Consider the following 18,127-nt stretch of genomic DNA (forward strand, 5'->3'; position numbering starts at 1 on the left):
ACCCCGGTGCAGGGTCGGCGGCCTCTTTTTGGTCCAGCGAGCCTCAGTTGAGCGTCGCGGAGGCCGGTCGCCTCTTCTCGCCGATGGCCCGGTCGCCGATCATCAGGCCGAGCGGCCCCAGATCGATCGTCAGGGCCTCGCCGTCGTGGACGACCCCTTCGAGGATCAGCTGCGCCAGCGGGTCCTGGATCGCCTTCTGGATGACGCGCTTCAGGGGCCGCGCGCCGTAGGCGGGGTCGTAGCCCTTGTCGGCGAGCCAGTCGCGGGCGTCCGGGGCCACGGTGAGGGTGATCTTGCGATCCTCCAGCAGGGTCTGCAGCCGGCCGAGCTGGATCTCGACGATCGCCCCCATCTCCGACCGGCGCAGGCGGTGGAACAGGATGATCTCGTCGATCCGGTTCAGGAACTCCGGCCGGAAGTGCCGGCGCACCATCCCCATCACCTCCTCGCGCACGCCCTCCGTCTCCTCGTTCTCCGCATGGTTCACGAGGTATTCGGCCCCGAGATTCGAGGTCATGATGAGGAGCGTGTTGCGGAAGTCCACCGTCCGCCCCTGTCCGTCCGTGAGCCTACCGTCGTCGAGGACCTGCAGCAGGACGTTGAACACGTCCGGATGCGCCTTCTCGATCTCGTCGAACAGCACGACCTGGTAGGGCCGGCGGCGCACCGCCTCCGTCAGTGCCCCGCCCTCCTCGTAGCCGACGTAGCCGGGAGGCGCGCCGATGAGCCGGGCGACCGAGTGCTTCTCCATGTACTCCGACATGTCGATGCGCAGGAGCGCCGTCTCGTCGTCGAACAGGAAGCCGGCCAGCGCCTTGGTCAGCTCGGTCTTGCCGACGCCGGTCGGGCCGAGGAACATGAACGAGCCGGTCGGCCGGTTGGGGTCCTGCAGGCCGGCGCGCGCCCGGCGCACGGCCGTGGAGACCGCCTCCACCGCCTCGCGCTGGCCGACGACGCGCTTGGCCAGGGCCTCTTCCATGGCCAGCAGCTTCTCGCGCTCGCCCTCCAGCATCTTGTCGACGGGCACGCCGGTCCAGCGCGAGACGACGCCCGCGATGTGGGCCGGCGTCACCGCCTCCTCGACCATGCCGTCGCGGCCGGCGCCGGCCTCCGCCTTGGCCTCGATCTCGGCGAGCTGCTTCTCCAGCCCGGGAATCGCGCCGTAGGCGAGCTCGCCCGCACGCTGGTACTGGCCCTGGCGCTGGGCGCTGGCGAGTTCGGTGCGGGCCTCGTCGAGGCGCTTCTTGAGGTCGGCGGCGGCACCGAGCTTGTCCTTCTCCGCCTTCCAGCGGGCGGTGATGGAGGAGGATTGCTCCTCGAGGTCGGCGAGTTCGCGCTCCAGCCGCGCGAGCCGGTCGCGGGAGGCCGAATCCGTCTCCTTCTTCAGCGCCTCGCCCTCGATCTTGCGGCGCACGATCTCGCGGTCGACGTTGTCGAGTTCCTCGGGCTTGGAATCCACCTGCATGCGCAGGCGCGATCCGGCCTCGTCCATCAGGTCGATGGCCTTGTCGGGCAGGAAGCGGTCGGTGATGTAGCGGTTCGACAGGGTCGCGGCCGCCACCAGCGCCGCATCCTGGATGCGCACGCCGTGGTGCTGCTCGTACTTCTCCTTGATGCCGCGCAGGATCGAGACCGTATCCTCGACGGTGGGCTCGGAGACGAACACCGGCTGGAAACGCCGCGCCAGGGCGGCGTCCTTCTCGACGTGCTTGCGGTACTCGTCCAGCGTGGTGGCGCCGACGCAGTGCAGTTCGCCGCGCGCCAGCGCCGGCTTGAGCAGGTTCGAGGCGTCCATCGCCCCGTCGGCCTTTCCGGCCCCCACGAGGGTGTGCATCTCGTCGATGAACAGGATGATGCCGCCGGCCGCCGCGGTGACTTCGGCCAGGACCGCCTTCAGACGCTCCTCGAACTCGCCGCGATACTTCGCGCCGGCGATGAGCGACCCCATGTCGAGGGCGAGCAGGCTCTTCTCCTTGAGCGATTCGGGCACGTCGCCGTTGACGATGCGCAGCGCCAGTCCCTCGATGATCGCGGTCTTGCCGACGCCCGGCTCGCCGATGAGCACCGGGTTGTTCTTGGTGCGCCGCGACAGCACCTGGATGGTGCGGCGGATCTCCTCGTCGCGGCCGATCACCGGGTCGAGCTTGCCCTCGCGCGCCGCTTCCGTGAGGTCCCGGGTATACTTCTTGAGCGCGTCGTAGGCGTTCTCGGCGGTGGCGTTGTCGGCGGTGCGGCCCTTGCGCAGGGCATTGATGGCGGCGTTGAGCGAATTGGCGGTGACGCCGGCGGCGGCCAGGGCGCGGCCGGCCTCGGTGTCCTTCTCGACGGCGATGGCGAGGAGCAGGCGCTCCACCGTCACATAGGAATCGCCGGCCTTCTGGGCCGCCTTCTCGGCGGTGTCGAACAGGCGCATCAGCTCGCGCGTCGCCTGCGGCTGGGACGCGTTGCCGGACACCTGCGGCTGCTTGGCGAGCCATTGCTCGGTCTGCATCAGGGCGACGCGGGACTGGCCGCCGGCCCGGTCGATCAGGCCCGCGCACAGGCCCTCGGGATCGTCGAGGAGCGCCTTGAGCAGGTGGCCCGGCTGGAACTGCGGGTGGCCCTCGCGCAAGGCGATGGTCTGCGCCGCCTGCAGGAAGCCGCGGGCGCGTTCGGTGTACATCTCGGCATTCATGCCATCGTTCCCCGTCATGAAGGACGTCAGGCTCGCCCGCCTCAGCAGCGCGGCCCCGTCACGACCCCGTCCTCCGGCTTTTCGCCGCGAGGGACCCCGGCACCCCATCGGCCGCCGGTGCACCGGATGTGGTGTTGCAAATTCGCATCACAAGAGGAGACCGCGCGGAAAGGCGCGGCGGGATCGCGCCGGATGTCGGCTCGCGAAACCGCTGGGCACGCCCGCCGAACCGGCGTAGCGACGGCCGCGGGGATCGCCACGGATCTTGCTACCGATGGTGCAACAGCAGCCAGCCCTTCTCACCGATCCCATCAGGTGCGCGCCATGACCCCATCGACGTCCAAAACCGTCACGATCGCCAGCCTGTATCGCTATCCCGTCAAGGGCTTGAGCCCGGAGTCGCGGCACGAGGCCGTCCTGGAGCGGGACGGGTACTTTCCCCATGACCGCCTGTTCGCCATCGAGAACGGACCGTCGGGCTTCGATCCCGGACGCCCGGCCCACGAGCCCAAGATCAAGTTCCTGATGCTGATGCGCCACGAGGCCCTGGCGCGCCTGGCGACCCGGTACGAGCCGGCCACCGGCGTCCTCACCATCGCCCAGGAGGGGCGCGTCGCCGTGGAGGCGGACCTCGCCGCCCCGGAGGGGCGCCGGGCCGTCGAGGCCTTCATGGCGGGCTACCTGCCCGACGCCCTGCGGGGCGAGCCGCGCCTGCTGGCGGCGCCCGAGGGGTTCCGGTTCACCGACTCCCCGCGCGGCTACGTCTCGCTGCTCAACCTGGCGAGCGTGGCGGCCCTGGAGGACATGACCGGAGTGCCGGTCGATCCGCTGCGCTTCCGCGCCAACCTGCACCTGACCGGTCTCGCGCCGTGGGCAGAACTCGATCTCGTCGGCCGTGTCTTGAACGGTCCGGACGGCGTGGTCCTGCGGGTGATCAAGCGGACGGAGCGATGCGCCGCGACCAACGTCGATCCGGCCACCGGTATCCGAGACCTCACGATCCCGCGCACCCTCGACCGGAACCTCGGGCACACCGATTGCGGGGTCTATGCCGAGGTCCTGGCGGGTGGACGCATCGCCGCCGGCGACGATGTCGTCCTCGCCGACGCCTGACCGCGTGACGGCCCGGATCGCCGAAGTCGATCAGATGCCGTCGCGATGCACCAGGACGATGGCCGCGGCATAGCCGGCTCGGCGCAGGTGGCGCAGATCCGAGTGCCGGCGCTCGCAGGTGATCTTGAGGTAGCGCGATTCGCCGCCCGTCATGCCCGTGGAGGCGGCCACCGTCTGGCCCTGCATCAGGCATTCGATCGGCGTGCGGACCGGCGAGACGATGACGTCGAGGGCGGTGTCGCGGGAGCAGTCGCGGGCCAGCAGCGTACCGGCACAGACGAGGGCAACGGATAACAGTTCAGGCATGACGGACCCCTTTTTCGAAAGTGGCGAATAAGGTCCGCGGGTTTTGCTCTGGCGTCCGAGCGGCCGCGTGATCGTTGCCTTGGTCGTTCCCCTCGTGGTGACCCTGCTTCTTGTCGGTCGACCGTACGTTCCGGTCGAACCCGCATCTTGCATGGCGTGTGCCAGGGTCGTTCTTGGTGGTGGCCGTTCTTGGTGGTGGCAGGCGGCCCATGCACAGGTTGCAGGGTGCCGGCGATGGGGACGCCCGCGCGGGCGTCCCTCTCGGTCAGCCGCGCGGCGAGAGCCAGACCGGCTCGGGCAGGTCGCGGGGCAGCAGGGCCGCGACGGCGTCGAGATCGACGACGTAGCGTTCCGTGAGCAGACGCCAGACGTCGGCCTTGGTCTGGGCGAGGCCGGCGATGTCGCCGAGCGCGGTGGCCAGGACCGAGGTCGCCGTGAGAACCGGGCGAGCGTGGGTGAGATCGGGGTTCAGCATCGGCTCGTGATCCTGTCAGACACGACCTGAGAGTGTGCCCGCACGGTTAATCGTCGGTTACCGGCATAGTTTTCGGGGGCGGACGGGTTCGCAGGGCGCGTGCGCTGCGCTAGACCCCCTCCCGCCGTCACGCAGACCCCGAGTCGCCGCGATGAAAGAACCCCTGCCGAACGTCCACGTCCGGGCGGAAGTCCTGGTGCAGGCACTGCCGCACATGCAGCGCTACGACCAGGAGATCGTGGTCATCAAGTACGGCGGCCATGCCATGGGCGATGCCGCGGCGGCGGAGGATTTCGCCGAGGACATCGTGCTCCTCGAGCAGTCGGGCCTGAAGCCGATCGTGGTGCACGGCGGCGGCCCGCAGATCGGCCGCATGCTCGGTCGCCTGGGCATCCAGTCCGAGTTCAAGGGCGGGCTGCGCGTCACCGACGAGGCCACCGTGGAGGTGGTCGAGATGGTGCTGGCCGGCTCGATCAACAAACAGATCGTCGGCTGGATCTCGGCCGAGGGCGGGCGGGCCATCGGCCTGTGCGGCAAGGACGGCAACATGGTGCGCGCCAGGAAGGCGATGCGCACCATCATCGACCCCGACAGCCGGACCGAGCAATCGGTGGACCTCGGCCTCGTCGGAGAGCCCGAGCACGTCGAACGCGGCGTCCTCGACGCGGTGCTCAAGGCCGAGCTGATCCCGGTGCTGGCCCCGGTCGCGTTCGGGGCGGACGGCCAGACCTACAACGTCAACGCCGACACCTTCGCGGGCGCCATCGCCGGATCGCTGCGGGCCAAGCGCCTCCTGCTGCTCACCGACGTGCCCGGCGTCCTCGACAAGGAGGGCAAGCTGATCCCGGAGCTCTCGGTGGAGGATTGCCGGCGGCTGGTGGCGGACGGGACGATCACCGGCGGCATGATCCCCAAGATCGAGACCTGCATCTACGCCATCGAGCAGGGGGTCGAGGCCGTGGTCATCCTCGACGGCAAGGTCGGACACGCGGTGCTGCTCGAGCTCTTCACCGACTACGGTGCCGGCACCCTGATCCGACGCAGCTGACCGCACGCGCACCGGCTCCCGCCCCGAGCGGCGAGCCGGAGCGCGATGCATTGCGCATGACCGATTTGGTCACTACCAACAGTCACGCTATCGTCGGTGCCCGAAGCCGGCCGTCCTCCCGCGAACCCCGCGAACCACCTTGTTTCTTCCAGGCGAGAGCCATTTCACCGCCGCCGCGTCCCGCGGATTCTCCGATGTCGACACCTGGGTGTTCGATCTCGACAACACGCTCTATCCGAGCGACGCGATGGTCTGGCCACAGGTCGACGAGCGCATCACGCTCTACGTCATGCGCCTCTACGGCCTCGACGGCCTCTCCGCCCGCGCGCTGCAGAAGTATTTCTACCATCGCTACGGCACGACGCTGAAGGCGTTGATGATCGAGGACGCGATCGACCCGCACGACTTCCTCGATTTCGCCCACGACATCGACCATTCGACCATCAGCCTCGACCCGGCGCTTGGCGATGCGATCGAGCGGCTGCCGGGGCGCAAGCTCATCCTCACCAACGGCTCGCGGCGGCACGCCGAGGACGTCGCGCGCAAGCTCGGCATCCTCGATCACTTCGAGGACGTGTTCGACATCGCGGCCGCCGACTTCATCCCGAAGCCCGAGCGGTCTACCTACGAGCGCTTCCTCGCACGCCACGGCGTCGATCCGCGCCGCTCGGCCCTGTTCGAGGACATCGCCCGCAACCTCGTCGTGCCCCACGAGATCGGCATGGCGACCGTGCTGGTGGTGCCCCGCACCCTCGACCCGTTCCGCGAAGCCTTCGAGCAGGAGGCGGTGCAGGAAACGCACATCGACCACATCACCAACGATCTCGCCGGCTTCCTGAGCGAACGGGTCCTGCCGGTCGCCGGGTCCTGAGAGCCCAAACCTGAGAGTCCAAGCGTTCAGGCGTCGTTTGCGGCCTGGGCGTTGCGCAAGAGCCCGACCTTGGGCCGGCGCGTGCGGAACTGGCCGCGCTCGACCGCGATGAACACCAGCACCACCACCGAGAGGGTGGTGATCCACCACATCACGGTGAGGCCGACGCCGATGCAGGCGACGGCGAAGGCGGCCGCGAAGGCGGCGAGCGCACCGGGGACCAGCACCGCCGCCACCCGCTCGCTGCGCCGGATGGCGCCGTGGAGGGCGAAGGCGGCGGCCAGGGCGCCGACGAGCCCGAGTTCGTACCAGAGCTCGAACAGCACCGTGGTCGGCGCGTTGGCGGGCACGAGCCCGACGACGCGGCCGCGGCGGGCGCTCTCGAGCCCGTGGCCGGTGATGAGGCGGACGGGCTCGGTGGTGACCACCTTCTGCCAGGCCTTTATGCTGAGAACGGCGGGCGCCACCGGCCCCGCCACGGCGATCCCGAGGGGCCGCGCCACGAAGGGCAGCAGCGGGGCCGCCACGAGGAGGCCGGCGCCGAGGACGGCCACCAGGCGCGTCGTGAGGCTCATGCGAACGCTGGCGAGAGCGAAGACGACGGCACCGACGGCGAGCGCCGTCCATTGCGTCACATTGGGCACCGCCACGAGGGCGCAGGCCACCAGCACGAGGGTGACCAGCGCCTCAATGTCGCGTCCGCGCGAGCGCAGCCACGCCATCGCCGGCCAGACGAGGAGGGCGAGGAGGATCAAGCCGCGGTTCAGGGCGCCGTCGTCGTCGGCGCTGCTGCGCATCACGCTGTCGCCGAACAGGCCGATCCCGATCGACAGGATCGCGGCGGCGGTCACGCCCACCGGCAGGAGGTAGAGGTTGGCCGAGCGCATCCGGTCCGGCAGCGCGAGGTAGCCGACGAGGGTCAGGAGGATCGTCGCGACGAGGTTGAGGAGCCGCTCCGTGGCCGGGTCGAGGAACGGGGTCCAGACCAGCGAGAGGGCGGCCCAGCCCAGCACGAGCAGACCGGCGTGGAAGGCGGGCGAGCGCAGGAGCGCCGTCGCCACGGGCCGGACCGGGCGGTTCTTGCCGTCGATGGCGCTCGCCAGGATCAGCAGGACGATGCAGATCGGGACCAGGATGACGGCCGCGCGACGCGCCACCTGGGCCGCGATCGGCACCACGACGAACAGCCCGAAGAAACCGACGCGCCGCAGCAGGGCGGCCGCGTCGAGGGCCGGATCGATGGACGAGGAGGTCGGTGCGCGCGCCATGTGCGAGAGGTCAGCCGTGAGCCGGCGCCACGAGGGAGCCCGCGCGCTACCGGCGCAGTCGTAAGGCATCGCGGACGGGCCGGCTGTAGATCGACCGCAACACCTGTGCCTTCCCCGCAACGGCGAAGGCGCGTCCCGGCTCGCAAGACCGATCCGTCAGGCGGGGGTGGCCGCCGGGCGCCGCCGCGGGGTCAGGCGCCGGACGAGGTCGCTGAGCAGCCGCCAGCCGGCCCAGGTGGCGAGAAAGCCGAGGCAGCCGGCGATCAGGCCGTCGGCGGTGGTCGGCACGGCCGGCTGGTAATCCTGGTAGGTGGCGCGGACCAGCGGCAGGTCGGGCGAGCGAACGAGGGTCGCCAGCCGGCCGAGGGGGCCGCCGGCCCGGGCCAGGGCCTGCTGCTGCGCGTCGAGGTCGGCCAGGCGCTCGATGTCGTAGCGGGCGGCCTCGCCGCGCCTGGCCACCAGCGCATCCTGGTTCTTGCGCAGCCGCTCGACGGCGCCGTCGCGGCTGTTGCCGGTGTCGGCGGCGTCCTTCTCGAAGGTGGAGACCACCCGGCGCAGCTCGTCCACGGTCCCGCCGAGGCGCTGGGTGTACTGCTGGGCGAATTCCGGCCCCTGGGCGGCGACGGCGCCGCCGAACAGGCCGAGGGCGAGGCCGAGGGTACGTAGGACACGAAACACGGCGGTTTCCTCACGGCGACGTCTGGACAAGGGCGGGACCCTGGCCGGGGTTCCGCGTCGAGCGCCGGTCAGCCGGTCAGGGCGTCGGCCACGTCGGCCTGCGTCACCGCCGCGATGGGTTTCGGCACCTTGAGCGCCCGGGTGCGCTCGCCCGGCCGCATGATCAGGATCACGGTCTCGAAGCCCGGGCAGGCGGGGTCGGGACACAGGATCTCGTTGACCTTGACGACATCCGCCGCGTCCAGCCCCGCGGCGGGACGGACCCAGGCCTCGACCCGGCGGCGGGGGCCGTCGTCGGCGGGCGGGCGGGCGGAGCGGCCGAGACCGAACAGGGCCATCGCGCTCAGCCCGGAAGGGTCAGGAGGCCGGCCTGGCCGTCGGCGCAACCGAAAGCGAGGCGCCCTCCCCTGGCGTCCCAGGCGAGCGCGGAGATGCCGCTGCCCTTCACGGCCGGGCGCACCAGCAGTTCCGAGGCGTCGACGAAGCGCACGAGCAGGATGCAGCCGTCCTCGTAGCCGATCGCCAGCACCAGGGCCTTGGGGTGGAAGGCGACGCGGGAGACCCGGGCCGGGCGCACGCCGCATTCGCGCGGCGCCTTGCCGGTGGGGCCTTCCTTCGAATCGAACGGCCACACGATGGCCGCCTCGGCGCCGCTGGTGGCGAGCCAGTCGCCGTCCCCCGACCAGCTCGTGGAGCGGACCTTGCCCGGATAGCCCGACATCCGCATGTGGCCCTTGTCCGGCTGCAGGCGCCAGCCGTGCAGGGCGTTCTCCTGCATCGTCGTGACGACGAAGCGTCCGTCCGGCGACCAGGTGACGTCGATGTGCGAGCCCTTCCAGGCCACGGCCTCCGGCTCGGCGGAGAGGTTCGGGTACCAGAGGGTGGCGCCGTTGTAGTGCGAGATCGCGAGGCGGTAGCCCTTGGGTGCGAAGGCGAGCCCGCGGGCGGTGGTGGGAGCGGTGAACGCCTTCTCCCGGCCCTTGGCGTCGCGGGCGACGACGGCGCGGCCGGCGGCATAGGCCACGGCACCGTCGGGATGGAGCGCCAGGGCGTCGATCCAGGCGCCCTTCGCGCCGGCACCGAGTTCGGACGTTGCGCCGTCGGCGCGGATCTCCACCACGCGCCCGTCGTCGCCGCCCGTGACGAGGCGCCGCCCGTCGCCGGCTCCCACGAGGATGCCGCCGCCGGGATGGGCCTCCACCTCCCGCTCGACGCCCTCGGCGACGAGCACGACGCGGCCGTCCCCCAGCGCCAGGGCGAGGGTGTCCTTCATCCAGGCCGCGACGGTGACGTGCGCGCCGGCCTTCAGCGGCGCCACGTGGTCGGCGAGGGAGGGTTCGCTCAGGCTCATGCGTCGGGCGTCCTTGGCCAGCGTTGGGCAGCGCCGGGCTCGTGGAGCATCGTCAGCACCGTCGCCATCACGGCGAGGCATCCGGCGAGTCCGGCGGGGATCGCCAGCGCATACAACGACAGCTCGGCATAGGCGATGGTGCCCGTCAGCGAACCCACCAGCAGGGACAGCCAGACGAAGCCGTCGCCCATCCAGGCGAAGCGCGGCCCGCGGCCGGCCAGGGCGAGGGCGAGCTTCTGGCCGAAGCCGAACAGGGCGCCGGTGACGAAGGTGGTTCCCGCCCGGAACCCCTGCACATGGGCGAGCACGGCGTTCTGCGCGCCCATCGCCAGGGCGAGGAGGAGCGAGGCGACGTGATCGGTGGGCGTGGTCACCGCGGCGGAAAAGGCGGCGGCGACCACCACCGTCTCGAAGGCGAGGATCGCCGGCGTCCCCCAGCGCGGGGGCAGCAGAGCGGAGAACCCGCCGCCGCAGATCCCACCGAGGAGGAAGGCGGCGATGAGCAGGGCCGGAAGCAGGGCGCCGCCGGGCTCTCCGTGCCCGAGGTGGACCGCGAACTGCGTGGTGTTGCCGCTCATGAACGAGGTGTAGAGCCCGCCCAGCCGGATGAAACCCAGCGCGTCGACGTAGCCCGCGAGCGCGGTCATCACGAGGCCGAAGCCGAGGTGCCACGGGCGGGTCAAGCGGACGCCCTGCCCGCCATGCCCGCAGGGTTAAGCCTTTGCTCACCAAACCCGCGCAATTTGACCGAACCGGGGTGAACGTCGGGGCGAACGGAGCCGTTGGTCCAGCGATCCGGTCTCGGGGGTCTCGTCCTCAGCCGGGTGCGTTGGAGTTGCGTCATGGTCCCTTTCGCCTGTGCTGCCCTGCCCTGGCCGGCCATCCGGCCGGTCGGCATCAACGAAACGGTTCTCGTGGTCGAGGATGAGGCCATGGTGTGCGAGCTCGCCGCCGAGGCCCTCCTGGACGAAGGCTATCGCGTGCTCACGGCGGAGGATGCCGACGAGGCGCAGACCATCCTCGAGCGGGAGAGCGTCGATCTGCTCTTCACCGATATCGATCTGGCCCGCAACACGAACGGCATCGTCCTGGCCCGCCGGGCCCGGCGTCAGCGCCCAGGGCTCCCGGTCATCTACACCTCCGGCGGACGGGCGAGCCTGTCCCAGGCCGATGCCGTGGCCGCCTCGGTGTTCGTGCCCAAGCCGTACCGGCCGAGCCAGCTCGTGGCGGTGGCCAACGGCCTCCTGCGCGGCCTCCATCTCTTCTGAACGGGCGGCGTGCTAGACGACGACCCTCATCTTTCCCACGACGGCGTGCCGGGAGCCTTACGACCCCGGCATCCGTTTCCCAGCGAACCGCGCCCCCGGGTCGCGCGCCGACGCCTGGCGCGCCCGTTTCGAGCGCCACCCTTGGAGATCCCCATGCGACCCGTCTATGCCCGCACGCTGCTGATCGCCATCGCCCTCCTGTTCGCCTACGCCCACCCGGCGGCGGCCTGCGACGTGAAGAGCGCCAAGCTCGAGGAGGCGATCGCCGACAAGAGCGAATTGCGCGAAGCCGCCAACAAGCAGACCGTGCGCGACCTGCGCACCCTGCGCGACGCGGCCATCGTGCTGGACACCTACAAGTACGCCGCCGAATGCGAGGCGCTGATGAAGATCGTCGCCAAGCTCGCCGCCGACCCGGAAACCACCATCGAGCGCGGCGGCGATACCGACGAGGACAAGGCCGAGGGCATCGCGGAAGCCCGCAAGCCCAAGGTCGTGCCGGGCATCGAGCCGGCCCCCGCCAAGCGCTGACACGCGGCGACGGCCAGCCCCGTAGCCCGATCGCGCCTGACGCGTTGTCGGGCGGGGCCGGCGGTGTTCGGTCGAACCAATCGAAACGGTGAGCGACACGATGGCGAGCGGCAGCAAGTCGGGACGATCGGCACTCTTCCACGGATCGCTCGACCTGCCCGCCGTGGTGGTGGATTCCACCAACATCGAACTGAAGGACGACGAGGGCTTCGTCGGCGACCAGGTCTCGAAGAAGGCGTTCCGCGCCCTCGTCGAGGAGTGGCGCGGCAGGATGCGCGAGCTCGGGCCCGACCCCCTTGCCGACCGGCCGAGCGAGACGATCAGCAAGAAGCGCCTCGACGAGGCCCTCACCGGCGACGCGCCGCTCGCCGCGGGAGTGGTGTTCAGCGCCGTGGAGGAGTTCGCCCAGGGCTTGGCACGGCTGGTGCGCCGCTTCCTGCGCCAGAAGGGCTGGCGCGACACCTCGCACATCGTGGTGGGCGGAGGCCTGCGCGACAGCCTCGTCGGTCGCCTGGCGATCGCCAGGGCGGCGGCGATCCTGCGCGGGGGCGGGCTCGACATCGTCATGGAGCCGATCCGCAACCATCCCGACGACGCCGGGCTGATCGGCGCCGTCCACCTCGCTCCGGCCTGGATCTTCGCGGGCTACGACAGCCTGCTGGCCGTCGACATCGGCGGCAGCAACATCCGGGCGGGCGTCATCGAGACCCACCTGAAGAAGGCGCCGGACCTGTCGCGGGTGGCGGTGTTCCGGTCCGAGATCTGGCGCCATGTGGACGACGAGCCGAGCCCGAGCCGCGACGAGGCCGTCGACCGGCTCATCGCCATGCTCACCGACCTGATCCGGCGCGCCGAGCGGGCCGACCTGGCGCTGGCGCCCTTCATCGGGATCGGGTGCCCCGGCCGGATCGAGCCCGACGGCACCATCGCCCGGGGCGGCCAGAACCTGCCGGGGGACTGGGAGGGCGAAGGCTTCAACCTGCCCGGCCGCATCCTCGCGGCGATCCCGCGGATCGGCGACCACGACACCATGGTGGTCATGCACAACGACGCCGTGGTGCAGGGCCTCAGCGAGGTCCCGCACATGCACGATGTCGCCAGGTGGGGTGTCCTCACCATCGGGACGGGCCTCGGCAACGCCCGCTTCACGAGCCGACAGGCGCTGCCCGAGGACGCCTGATCGCCTCCCGGGCTCGCATCCCGGACGATCACGCCCGATGCGTTCGTCAGGGTTTCACGTCCGACGGCTTCGTCTCCGATGGCTTACCGTTGCGCGACCGCGGCGCCGTGGCCTGCGCGAGTGTCTTTGCCAGGCGCTGGCGCATGTCCTCGGGCAGGTCGATGTCCACGAGGCGCCAGGTCCAGCCGCGCAGGCGAAGGCGGATCCTGAATTGCCGCGGCTCGCCGTGACCGGGGGGAACCCTCAGCACCACGGTGCGAAAGCCCCGCATCTCGGAGGTCAGGTAGAACGCGACGAGCTTGCCGAAGCCGTCGACGCGCAGGCCGCCGGATCGGGACGGGGCCGGCCCGGCCGCTTCGTCCGCCGATTCGACCGATTGCGGCCGACCGTCGTCGAGGAAGTCGATGACGGTGCGCGGCGTCACCAAGGTTTCCACCAGGGGGACGGCCAGCACCATCGCCGTATCGACGATGCGCTCGCGCGGCTCGGCGGCCTCGGTGCTCGCCCGTGCCGCCGCGGTGGCCTGGCGCACGAGGGACAACCGCAGGGTGCGGAAGTTCACGTGCCGCTCGACGTAGGCCTCGTCGCCCGCCTGGACGGCCCTGGCGAGGTCGTAGAGCGCCCAGAGCGGCGTGAGCGTGAAGAGGAACCAGCCGAGCGCCAGACCGATCGGGAGCGACCACCAGCGCATGGCGCGCCCTCAGCTCCGGCCGCTCACGACCGGTCCCGCCAGCCGGCGAGCCCCGAGAAGGCGGCGACCACGCCCTCGTAGACCGGCCGCTTGAACGGAACGATCAGGTCCGGCAACGCCGCCATCGCCTCCCAACGCCAGGCGTCGAACTCGGACGGATGGGCGCCGCCGCCCGGATGCAGGACGTCGATGTCCGCATCGGTGCCGAGGTGGCCGAACGCGAACCACTTCTGCGACTGCCCGCGATACCGCCCCTTCCAGACCTGCCTGAGCACGTCGGGGGGCAGGTCGTAGGACAGCCAGCCGGGCGCCTCCGCCAGCAGCACGACGCGGTCGGGGGACACGTTGGTTTCCTCGTAGAGCTCGCGAAGGGCGGCGGCCTTGGGGTCCTCGCCCTCGTCGATGCCGCCCTGGGGCATCTGCCAGGCACGGCCGTCGGCGACGTGCTCGGGGCCGGCGTCGGCCCGGCGCCGGCCGACGAACACCCGCCCCTTGGCATCGAGCAGCGCGATTCCGACGCAGGCGCGATAGGGAAGATCGGCGCCGGCGCCGCGGGTCGTGTCTGAATCTGTCGTCATCGCGCGGGACCATAGGGCAGCCGGCGCCCGGACCGCAACGCGCGGCCTCGATCCGTCACGGGGCCGCGCTGGTGAGGCGGGCGCCGGCCGCCGGGCCTCGCAGTGCCGCGCTCACCGGAACGAGGCGCACGCCGCGCGCTTCGAGATCGCGCGACCAGCGGGCGATACGCTCGATCGTCATCGGCATGCCCCCGGCCGAGGCCAGGACGAACCCCTTGGCCTTGGCCTCGGTCTCGAGCCGGGCGAGTTCGCGGTCGATCGCCTCCGGACGCGGCACCGCATCGACCACGATCTCGGCACGCGCCACCGGCGTCTTGGTCTTGGCCGCCACCGTCAGGGCCTGGCTGCGCGGCGAGGCGCCGTCGTCGAGGAAGCCCAGACCGCGCTGGCCGAGGTCGCGCATCACCGGCTCGAGGGCGGCGGCATCCGCGGTGAACTTGGCGCCCATGAAGTTGACGACGCCGATGAAGCCGCTGAACCGGCTCATCGCCCAGGCGAGGCGATCCAGCGTCTCGGCGGGCCGCGAGGTGGTCAGCAGCGTCTGCGGGCCGGGATCGCTGTCGGGATAGTCGAACGGCTCCATCGGCGCGTGCAGAAGCACTTCGTGCCCGGCCTCCCGCGCCCTCGCGACGGAACGTTCGAGCTCGGTGCCATAGGGCGAATAGGCGAGGCTGACGGCAGCGGGCAGCTTGGCGACGGCGCTGGCCGTGGCCGCCTGGCCGACGCCGAGGCCGGTGACGACGAGGGCGATGCGCGGGCCGCCGGTCACGCCGGCGAGGGGCCGGGCGTAGACGTCGAGGGGACGGCGACGGCCCTCCCCGATCTTGGGCACCGATCCGTGGCGGCTGCGCTCCACCAGCCGCGGATCGGGCGCGGCGGCGAGCGTCACGCCCGCCTCGTTCGGAACGCGGATGATGACCGCATCGGTGGGAGCGGCGGTGCCGAGGGGACGCACGACGTTGACGCCCGAGGCGCCTTCGACGTCGCTGGCGGAACTGGGACCGGAGGCGACCCGCTCGGGGGGCGGCGCCGGAACCGTGGCCGCTTCGGGCTCGCGCAGGCTGATGACGGCGTGCGCCCGTGGCTCGCCGCCCTGGGGATCGCCTGTGACGGCCAGAACGCTGCCGCCGATCACGACCGCGGCCGCGAGCGCCCCGAACGCCGTCGCGCGGGAGGGGCGCTGCCGCAGCAACGCGCGCAACCGCTCGGCCTTCGACACGGGCTGTCCGAGGGGACGGGTCAGGATGTCGTCGGAGGCCACGCCTGCCTGCTTCCTCGGCCGTGGAGCGCACGCCGGCCGTCATCCCCGTCCATCAACGAACGAGGCGGCCTCCAGCGTCGGTCCGCACCGACATTGGAGGCCGCCATGGTTAACGTCCGGCTAAGACCCGCGAGGGCCGCCCTCGGGGCTAGTTGGGAACGGCTGCCTTCGGGGTGTTGGCGGCACCCTTCTGGACACCGCGCAGGAGGTCAGTGGCCGCGATCAGCTGCTTGTCCTTGGCCGGATCCGGCGGGACATAGGCCGAGGAACCGCCGCGCTCCTCGGTGTCCTTCTGCTTCAGGTGGCCCTTGAGGCCGGCCTCGCCCTTGGTCTCGTCCTTGCCCTTCAGCTCGTCGGGGATCTCCTGCGTGACCTCGACGTCCGGCTCGATGCCCTTGGCCTGGATCGAGCGGCCCGACGGCGTGTAGTAGCGCGCCGTGGTCAGGCGCAGAGCGCCGCTGCCGCCGAGCGGGATGATCGACTGCACCGAGCCCTTGCCGAACGAGCGGGTGCCGAGCACCGTCGCGCGCTTGTGGTCCTGCAGGGCGCCGGCGACGATCTCGGACGCCGATGCCGAGCCGCCGTTGACGAGGACGACCACCGGCCGGCCCTTGGTGTAGTCGCCGCCCTTGGCTGAGAAGCGCTGGGTCTCGTCGGCGTTGCGGCCGCGGGTGGAGACGATCTCGCCGCGGTCGAGGAAGGCGTCGGAGACCAGCACCGCCTGGTCAAGGAGGCCGCCGGGGTTGTTGCGCAGGTCGAGCACGTAGCCCTTGAGCTTCTCCGGACCGATCTCGGCGGTGACCTTGTCGATCGCCGTGCGAAGGCCGTCGAAGGTCTGCTCGTTGAACTGGGTCAGGCGGATGTAGCCGACGTCGCCGCCCTCGATCCGCGACCGGACCGGCTTGATCTTGATGACATCGCGGTTGAGCGTGACCAGCAGGGGCTCCTTGGCCTCCTTGCGGCTGATCTTGAGCTTGACCGGCGAGTTGACCGGGCCGCGCATCTTGTCGACCGCCTGGTTCAGGGTGAGCCCCTGGACCTGATCGTCGTCGATCTGGGTGATGATGTCGTTGGTGAGGATGCCGGCCTTGGAGGCGGGGGTGTCGTCGATCGGTGTCACGACCTTGATGAGGCCGTCCTCCATCGTGACCTCGATGCCGAGGCCGCCGAACTCGCCGCGCGTCTGCACCTGCATGTCGCGGAAGCTCTTGGAATCCATGTAGCTCGAATGCGGGTCGAGGGAGGTCAGCATGCCGTTGACGGCCGCCTCGATCAGCTTGGCCTCGTCGGGCTTCTCGACGTAGTCGGTGCGGACCTTCTCGAACACGTCGCCGAACAGGCTGAGCTGGCGATAGGTCTCCGCGGAGGCCGCCACCGCGCTGGTTCCGGAGAGCAGGTGCGTCTGGGTCGCGACGATGGATGTACCGGCGCCCAGGAACGCGCCGACCAGAACCAGGGAAATCTTGCGCATTATCCGCGAACCTTCTCGCTGGGGCTTTTCGCCCACCAAGGCTCCGGATCGATGGAGCCCCCGTCCTTCTTGAACTCGACGTAGAGCGTCGGATCGTTACGCTCGCCGCCCGGCGATTGGGGACCGGGGCCGCCTTCCCCCATCACCGCCACAGGCTCCCCGGCCAGCACGAACTGCCCGACGTCGACGTTGATCTGATCCATGCCCGCCAACACGAGATAGTAGCCATCGCCGGCGTTGATGATCAAGAGTCGCCCGTATGAGCGAAATTGTCCGGCGAAGGAGACCCAACCGTCGGCGGGCGAGGACACCACCGCCTTGGGACGGGTCGCCAGGGAGATGCCGCGGGTGCTGCCGCCGGTGCCGTCGGGCTGGTTGAAGGTCCGCACCAGGGTCCCGCTGACCGGGCGTGGCAGGTCGCCGCGGGCGTCCGCGAACCGGATTTTCGGCGAGAGACGTGCGGGATCGCGCAGGCCGGCTGCGGCAAAACGCTCCTGGGTGGCGCGGGCTTCGCGCGTCTCGGCGGCGCGGGCCTCCTCCGCCGCCTTGCGGGCGGAGGCGACCTCGGACTCCATGCGGTCGAGCAGATCCTTGAAGCTGCGCGCCTGGACCGCCAGCGCGGCGATGCGCGTCCGCTCGGCGGCGAGCCCGCCCTCGACCTCGGCGAGGCGGGCGCGCCGGGCGGTCACGAGGGCGTTGAGGCGCTGCTGCTCCTTCGCCCAGCCGGCGAGGTCGTTGGTCAGAGCCTCGCGGTCCGAGGCGATCTGCCCGCGCAGGCGGACCATCTCGCCGAGGTCCGCGGCCAGGGTCTCGGCCTCGCCGCGCAGTTCGGGCACGATGGCGCCGAGCAGCATCGATGTGCGGATGACCACGAGGACGTCCTCGGGCTGCACCAGGACGGCGGGAGGCGGGCGGCGGCCCATGCGCTGCAGGGCGGCGAGGATCTCGGCGATGACGCCGCGGCGCGCCTCCAGGGAGCGCCGGATCGCCTCCTCGCTGGCGCCGAGCGTCTTGAGGCGCTCTTCGAGGCGCGTCATCCGGTCTTCGGTGGCCTGGGACTGCCGGGCGGCGTCGAGGAGGGCGGCGTTCAGCTTGGCGCGATCCCCGCCGATCGCCGCGACCTCCGCTTCGAGCTGCGCCCTGGCGGTGTTGGAGGCGGCCAGGGCCTCCTCGACGCGCTTGAGGTTCTCGGCCCGGCGCGCCTTCTCGTCGAGGCTGCGCTGGATCGCCTCGACGGCCTCGGGCGGTTTCTCGGGCGGTTTTTCGGGCGACGGTCCCTGCGCGACGGCCGGGGCCGTGAGAAGGCACAACAGGCCGGCGATCCCACTGCGCGCGCCGTCCCGACCGATCCAGTTTCGACGCC

The 18,127-nt window shown here is 71.0% G+C and carries 19 protein-coding genes; 6 read left to right on the top strand and 13 right to left on the bottom strand.

Annotation, left to right across the window (positions count from 1 at the left end; all coding sequences use genetic code 11):
- Positions 1–43: 43 nt before the first annotated feature.
- The gene (clpB, locus tag ASG59_RS12945) at positions 44–2,674 is read right to left on the bottom strand and encodes an ATP-dependent chaperone ClpB (RefSeq protein WP_056409246.1); all 2,631 of its coding nucleotides are present in this window, start codon (positions 2,672–2,674) and stop codon (positions 44–46) included.
- Between the two features lie 324 nt (positions 2,675–2,998).
- Here clpB and ASG59_RS12950 point away from each other — a divergent pair, with 324 nt between their 5' ends.
- The gene (locus ASG59_RS12950) at positions 2,999–3,787 is read left to right on the top strand and encodes an MOSC N-terminal beta barrel domain-containing protein (protein ID WP_056409249.1); all 789 of its coding nucleotides are present in this window, start codon (positions 2,999–3,001) and stop codon (positions 3,785–3,787) included.
- A 30-nt stretch (positions 3,788–3,817) separates the two neighbouring features.
- Here the strand turns inward: ASG59_RS12950 and ASG59_RS12955 are convergent, their stop codons facing one another.
- A complete protein-coding gene (locus tag ASG59_RS12955; protein WP_055887987.1) occupies positions 3,818–4,093 on the bottom strand; it encodes a hypothetical protein in 276 nt (91 codons plus the stop codon).
- A gap of 265 nt (positions 4,094–4,358) precedes the next feature.
- On the bottom strand, positions 4,359–4,568 hold the full coding sequence (locus tag ASG59_RS12960; RefSeq protein ID WP_055887985.1) for a hypothetical protein: 210 nt from the start codon (positions 4,566–4,568) through the stop codon (positions 4,359–4,361).
- A 151-nt stretch (positions 4,569–4,719) separates the two neighbouring features.
- Here ASG59_RS12960 and argB point away from each other — a divergent pair, with 151 nt between their 5' ends.
- Both argB and ASG59_RS12970 read left to right on the top strand, forming a co-directional pair.
- The gene (gene argB, locus ASG59_RS12965; protein WP_055887982.1) at positions 4,720–5,616 is read left to right on the top strand and encodes an acetylglutamate kinase; all 897 of its coding nucleotides are present in this window, start codon (positions 4,720–4,722) and stop codon (positions 5,614–5,616) included.
- A 139-nt stretch (positions 5,617–5,755) separates the two neighbouring features.
- On the top strand, positions 5,756–6,487 hold the full coding sequence (locus tag ASG59_RS12970; protein WP_055887980.1) for a pyrimidine 5'-nucleotidase: 732 nt from the start codon (positions 5,756–5,758) through the stop codon (positions 6,485–6,487).
- 26 nt (positions 6,488–6,513) lie between these two features.
- Here the strand turns inward: ASG59_RS12970 and ASG59_RS12975 are convergent, their stop codons facing one another.
- The 5 genes from ASG59_RS12975 to ASG59_RS12995 form a co-directional block, all read right to left on the bottom strand.
- The gene (locus tag ASG59_RS12975; protein ID WP_056282787.1) at positions 6,514–7,755 is read right to left on the bottom strand and encodes a hypothetical protein; all 1,242 of its coding nucleotides are present in this window, start codon (positions 7,753–7,755) and stop codon (positions 6,514–6,516) included.
- A gap of 156 nt (positions 7,756–7,911) precedes the next feature.
- On the bottom strand, positions 7,912–8,433 hold the full coding sequence (locus tag ASG59_RS12980; RefSeq protein WP_056409250.1) for a DUF2937 family protein: 522 nt from the start codon (positions 8,431–8,433) through the stop codon (positions 7,912–7,914).
- Positions 8,434–8,501: 68 nt separating this feature from the next.
- On the bottom strand, positions 8,502–8,771 hold the full coding sequence (locus ASG59_RS12985; protein ID WP_056282794.1) for a hypothetical protein: 270 nt from the start codon (positions 8,769–8,771) through the stop codon (positions 8,502–8,504).
- A 5-nt stretch (positions 8,772–8,776) separates the two neighbouring features.
- Positions 8,777–9,784 carry a WD40 repeat domain-containing protein gene (locus tag ASG59_RS12990; protein WP_056282797.1) on the bottom strand — a complete coding sequence of 336 codons (1,008 nt, stop codon included), beginning with the start codon at positions 9,782–9,784 and terminating at the stop codon, positions 8,777–8,779.
- On the bottom strand, positions 9,781–10,467 hold the full coding sequence (locus ASG59_RS12995) for a YoaK family protein (RefSeq protein WP_056409252.1): 687 nt from the start codon (positions 10,465–10,467) through the stop codon (positions 9,781–9,783). The genes ASG59_RS12990 and ASG59_RS12995 overlap by 4 nt, the downstream gene beginning before the upstream one ends.
- A 159-nt stretch (positions 10,468–10,626) precedes the next feature.
- Between ASG59_RS12995 and ASG59_RS13000 the strand changes: the two genes are divergently transcribed.
- The 3 genes from ASG59_RS13000 to ASG59_RS13010 all read left to right on the top strand — a co-directional run bounded on the left by ASG59_RS13000 (position 10,627) and on the right by ASG59_RS13010 (position 12,763).
- Positions 10,627–11,052 (top strand): response regulator, encoded by a 426-nt coding sequence (locus ASG59_RS13000; protein WP_056409254.1) that lies wholly within the window; start codon positions 10,627–10,629, stop codon positions 11,050–11,052.
- A gap of 153 nt (positions 11,053–11,205) precedes the next feature.
- Positions 11,206–11,583 carry a hypothetical protein gene (locus ASG59_RS13005; RefSeq protein ID WP_055888113.1) on the top strand — a complete coding sequence of 126 codons (378 nt, stop codon included), beginning with the start codon at positions 11,206–11,208 and terminating at the stop codon, positions 11,581–11,583.
- 100 nt (positions 11,584–11,683) lie between these two features.
- The gene (locus tag ASG59_RS13010) at positions 11,684–12,763 is read left to right on the top strand and encodes an ROK family protein (protein WP_055887959.1); all 1,080 of its coding nucleotides are present in this window, start codon (positions 11,684–11,686) and stop codon (positions 12,761–12,763) included.
- A gap of 46 nt (positions 12,764–12,809) precedes the next feature.
- Here the strand turns inward: ASG59_RS13010 and ASG59_RS13015 are convergent, their stop codons facing one another.
- The 5 genes from ASG59_RS13015 to ASG59_RS13035 all read right to left on the bottom strand — a co-directional run bounded on the left by ASG59_RS13015 (position 12,810) and on the right by ASG59_RS13035 (position 18,074).
- The gene (locus ASG59_RS13015) at positions 12,810–13,454 is read right to left on the bottom strand and encodes a DUF2939 domain-containing protein (protein ID WP_056409256.1); all 645 of its coding nucleotides are present in this window, start codon (positions 13,452–13,454) and stop codon (positions 12,810–12,812) included.
- A 23-nt stretch (positions 13,455–13,477) separates the two neighbouring features.
- Complete coding sequence (locus ASG59_RS13020; RefSeq protein WP_056409258.1) at positions 13,478–14,032, bottom strand: RNA pyrophosphohydrolase; 555 nt, start codon at positions 14,030–14,032, stop codon at positions 13,478–13,480.
- A gap of 55 nt (positions 14,033–14,087) precedes the next feature.
- Positions 14,088–15,293, bottom strand: a complete 1,206-nt coding sequence (locus ASG59_RS13025) for a divergent polysaccharide deacetylase family protein (RefSeq protein ID WP_055887949.1) — start codon at positions 15,291–15,293, stop codon at positions 14,088–14,090.
- Between the two features lie 148 nt (positions 15,294–15,441).
- Entirely contained in the window at positions 15,442–16,764 is a 1,323-nt protein-coding gene (locus ASG59_RS13030; RefSeq protein ID WP_055887946.1) for a S41 family peptidase, read from the bottom strand.
- Positions 16,764–18,074 carry a peptidoglycan DD-metalloendopeptidase family protein gene (locus ASG59_RS13035; protein ID WP_244472324.1) on the bottom strand — a complete coding sequence of 437 codons (1,311 nt, stop codon included), beginning with the start codon at positions 18,072–18,074 and terminating at the stop codon, positions 16,764–16,766. Before ASG59_RS13035 ends, ASG59_RS13030 begins: the two co-directional genes overlap by 1 nt.
- Positions 18,075–18,127 lie beyond the last annotated feature (53 nt).

Source organism: Methylobacterium sp. Leaf466, assembly GCF_001425565.1.
In the GTDB taxonomy this organism is placed as follows: Bacteria; Pseudomonadota; Alphaproteobacteria; order Rhizobiales; family Beijerinckiaceae; genus Methylobacterium.

What these genes read in the sequence shown, in the direction of transcription:
- ASG59_RS13005 (WP_055888113.1), top strand. Translation starts at nt 11,206, where the DNA reads ATGCGACCCGTCTATGCCCGCACGCTGCTGATCGCCATCGCCCTCCTG.
- ASG59_RS12985 (WP_056282794.1), bottom strand. Translation starts at nt 8,771, where the DNA reads ATGGCCCTGTTCGGTCTCGGCCGCTCCGCCCGCCCGCCCGCCGACGAC.
- ASG59_RS13015 (WP_056409256.1), bottom strand. Translation starts at nt 13,454, where the DNA reads ATGCGCTGGTGGTCGCTCCCGATCGGTCTGGCGCTCGGCTGGTTCCTC.
- ASG59_RS12990 (WP_056282797.1), bottom strand. Translation starts at nt 9,784, where the DNA reads ATGAGCCTGAGCGAACCCTCCCTCGCCGACCACGTGGCGCCGCTGAAG.
- ASG59_RS12975 (WP_056282787.1), bottom strand. Translation starts at nt 7,755, where the DNA reads ATGGCGCGCGCACCGACCTCCTCGTCCATCGATCCGGCCCTCGACGCG.
- ASG59_RS13030 (WP_055887946.1), bottom strand. Translation starts at nt 16,764, where the DNA reads ATGCGCAAGATTTCCCTGGTTCTGGTCGGCGCGTTCCTGGGCGCCGGT.
- ASG59_RS12950 (WP_056409249.1), top strand. Translation starts at nt 2,999, where the DNA reads ATGACCCCATCGACGTCCAAAACCGTCACGATCGCCAGCCTGTATCGC.
- ASG59_RS13000 (WP_056409254.1), top strand. Translation starts at nt 10,627, where the DNA reads ATGGTCCCTTTCGCCTGTGCTGCCCTGCCCTGGCCGGCCATCCGGCCG.
- ASG59_RS13020 (WP_056409258.1), bottom strand. Translation starts at nt 14,032, where the DNA reads ATGACGACAGATTCAGACACGACCCGCGGCGCCGGCGCCGATCTTCCC.
- ASG59_RS12960 (WP_055887985.1), bottom strand. Translation starts at nt 4,568, where the DNA reads ATGCTGAACCCCGATCTCACCCACGCTCGCCCGGTTCTCACGGCGACC.
- argB (WP_055887982.1), top strand. Translation starts at nt 4,720, where the DNA reads ATGAAAGAACCCCTGCCGAACGTCCACGTCCGGGCGGAAGTCCTGGTG.
- ASG59_RS12955 (WP_055887987.1), bottom strand. Translation starts at nt 4,093, where the DNA reads ATGCCTGAACTGTTATCCGTTGCCCTCGTCTGTGCCGGTACGCTGCTG.
- clpB (WP_056409246.1), bottom strand. Translation starts at nt 2,674, where the DNA reads ATGAATGCCGAGATGTACACCGAACGCGCCCGCGGCTTCCTGCAGGCG.
- ASG59_RS13010 (WP_055887959.1), top strand. Translation starts at nt 11,684, where the DNA reads ATGGCGAGCGGCAGCAAGTCGGGACGATCGGCACTCTTCCACGGATCG.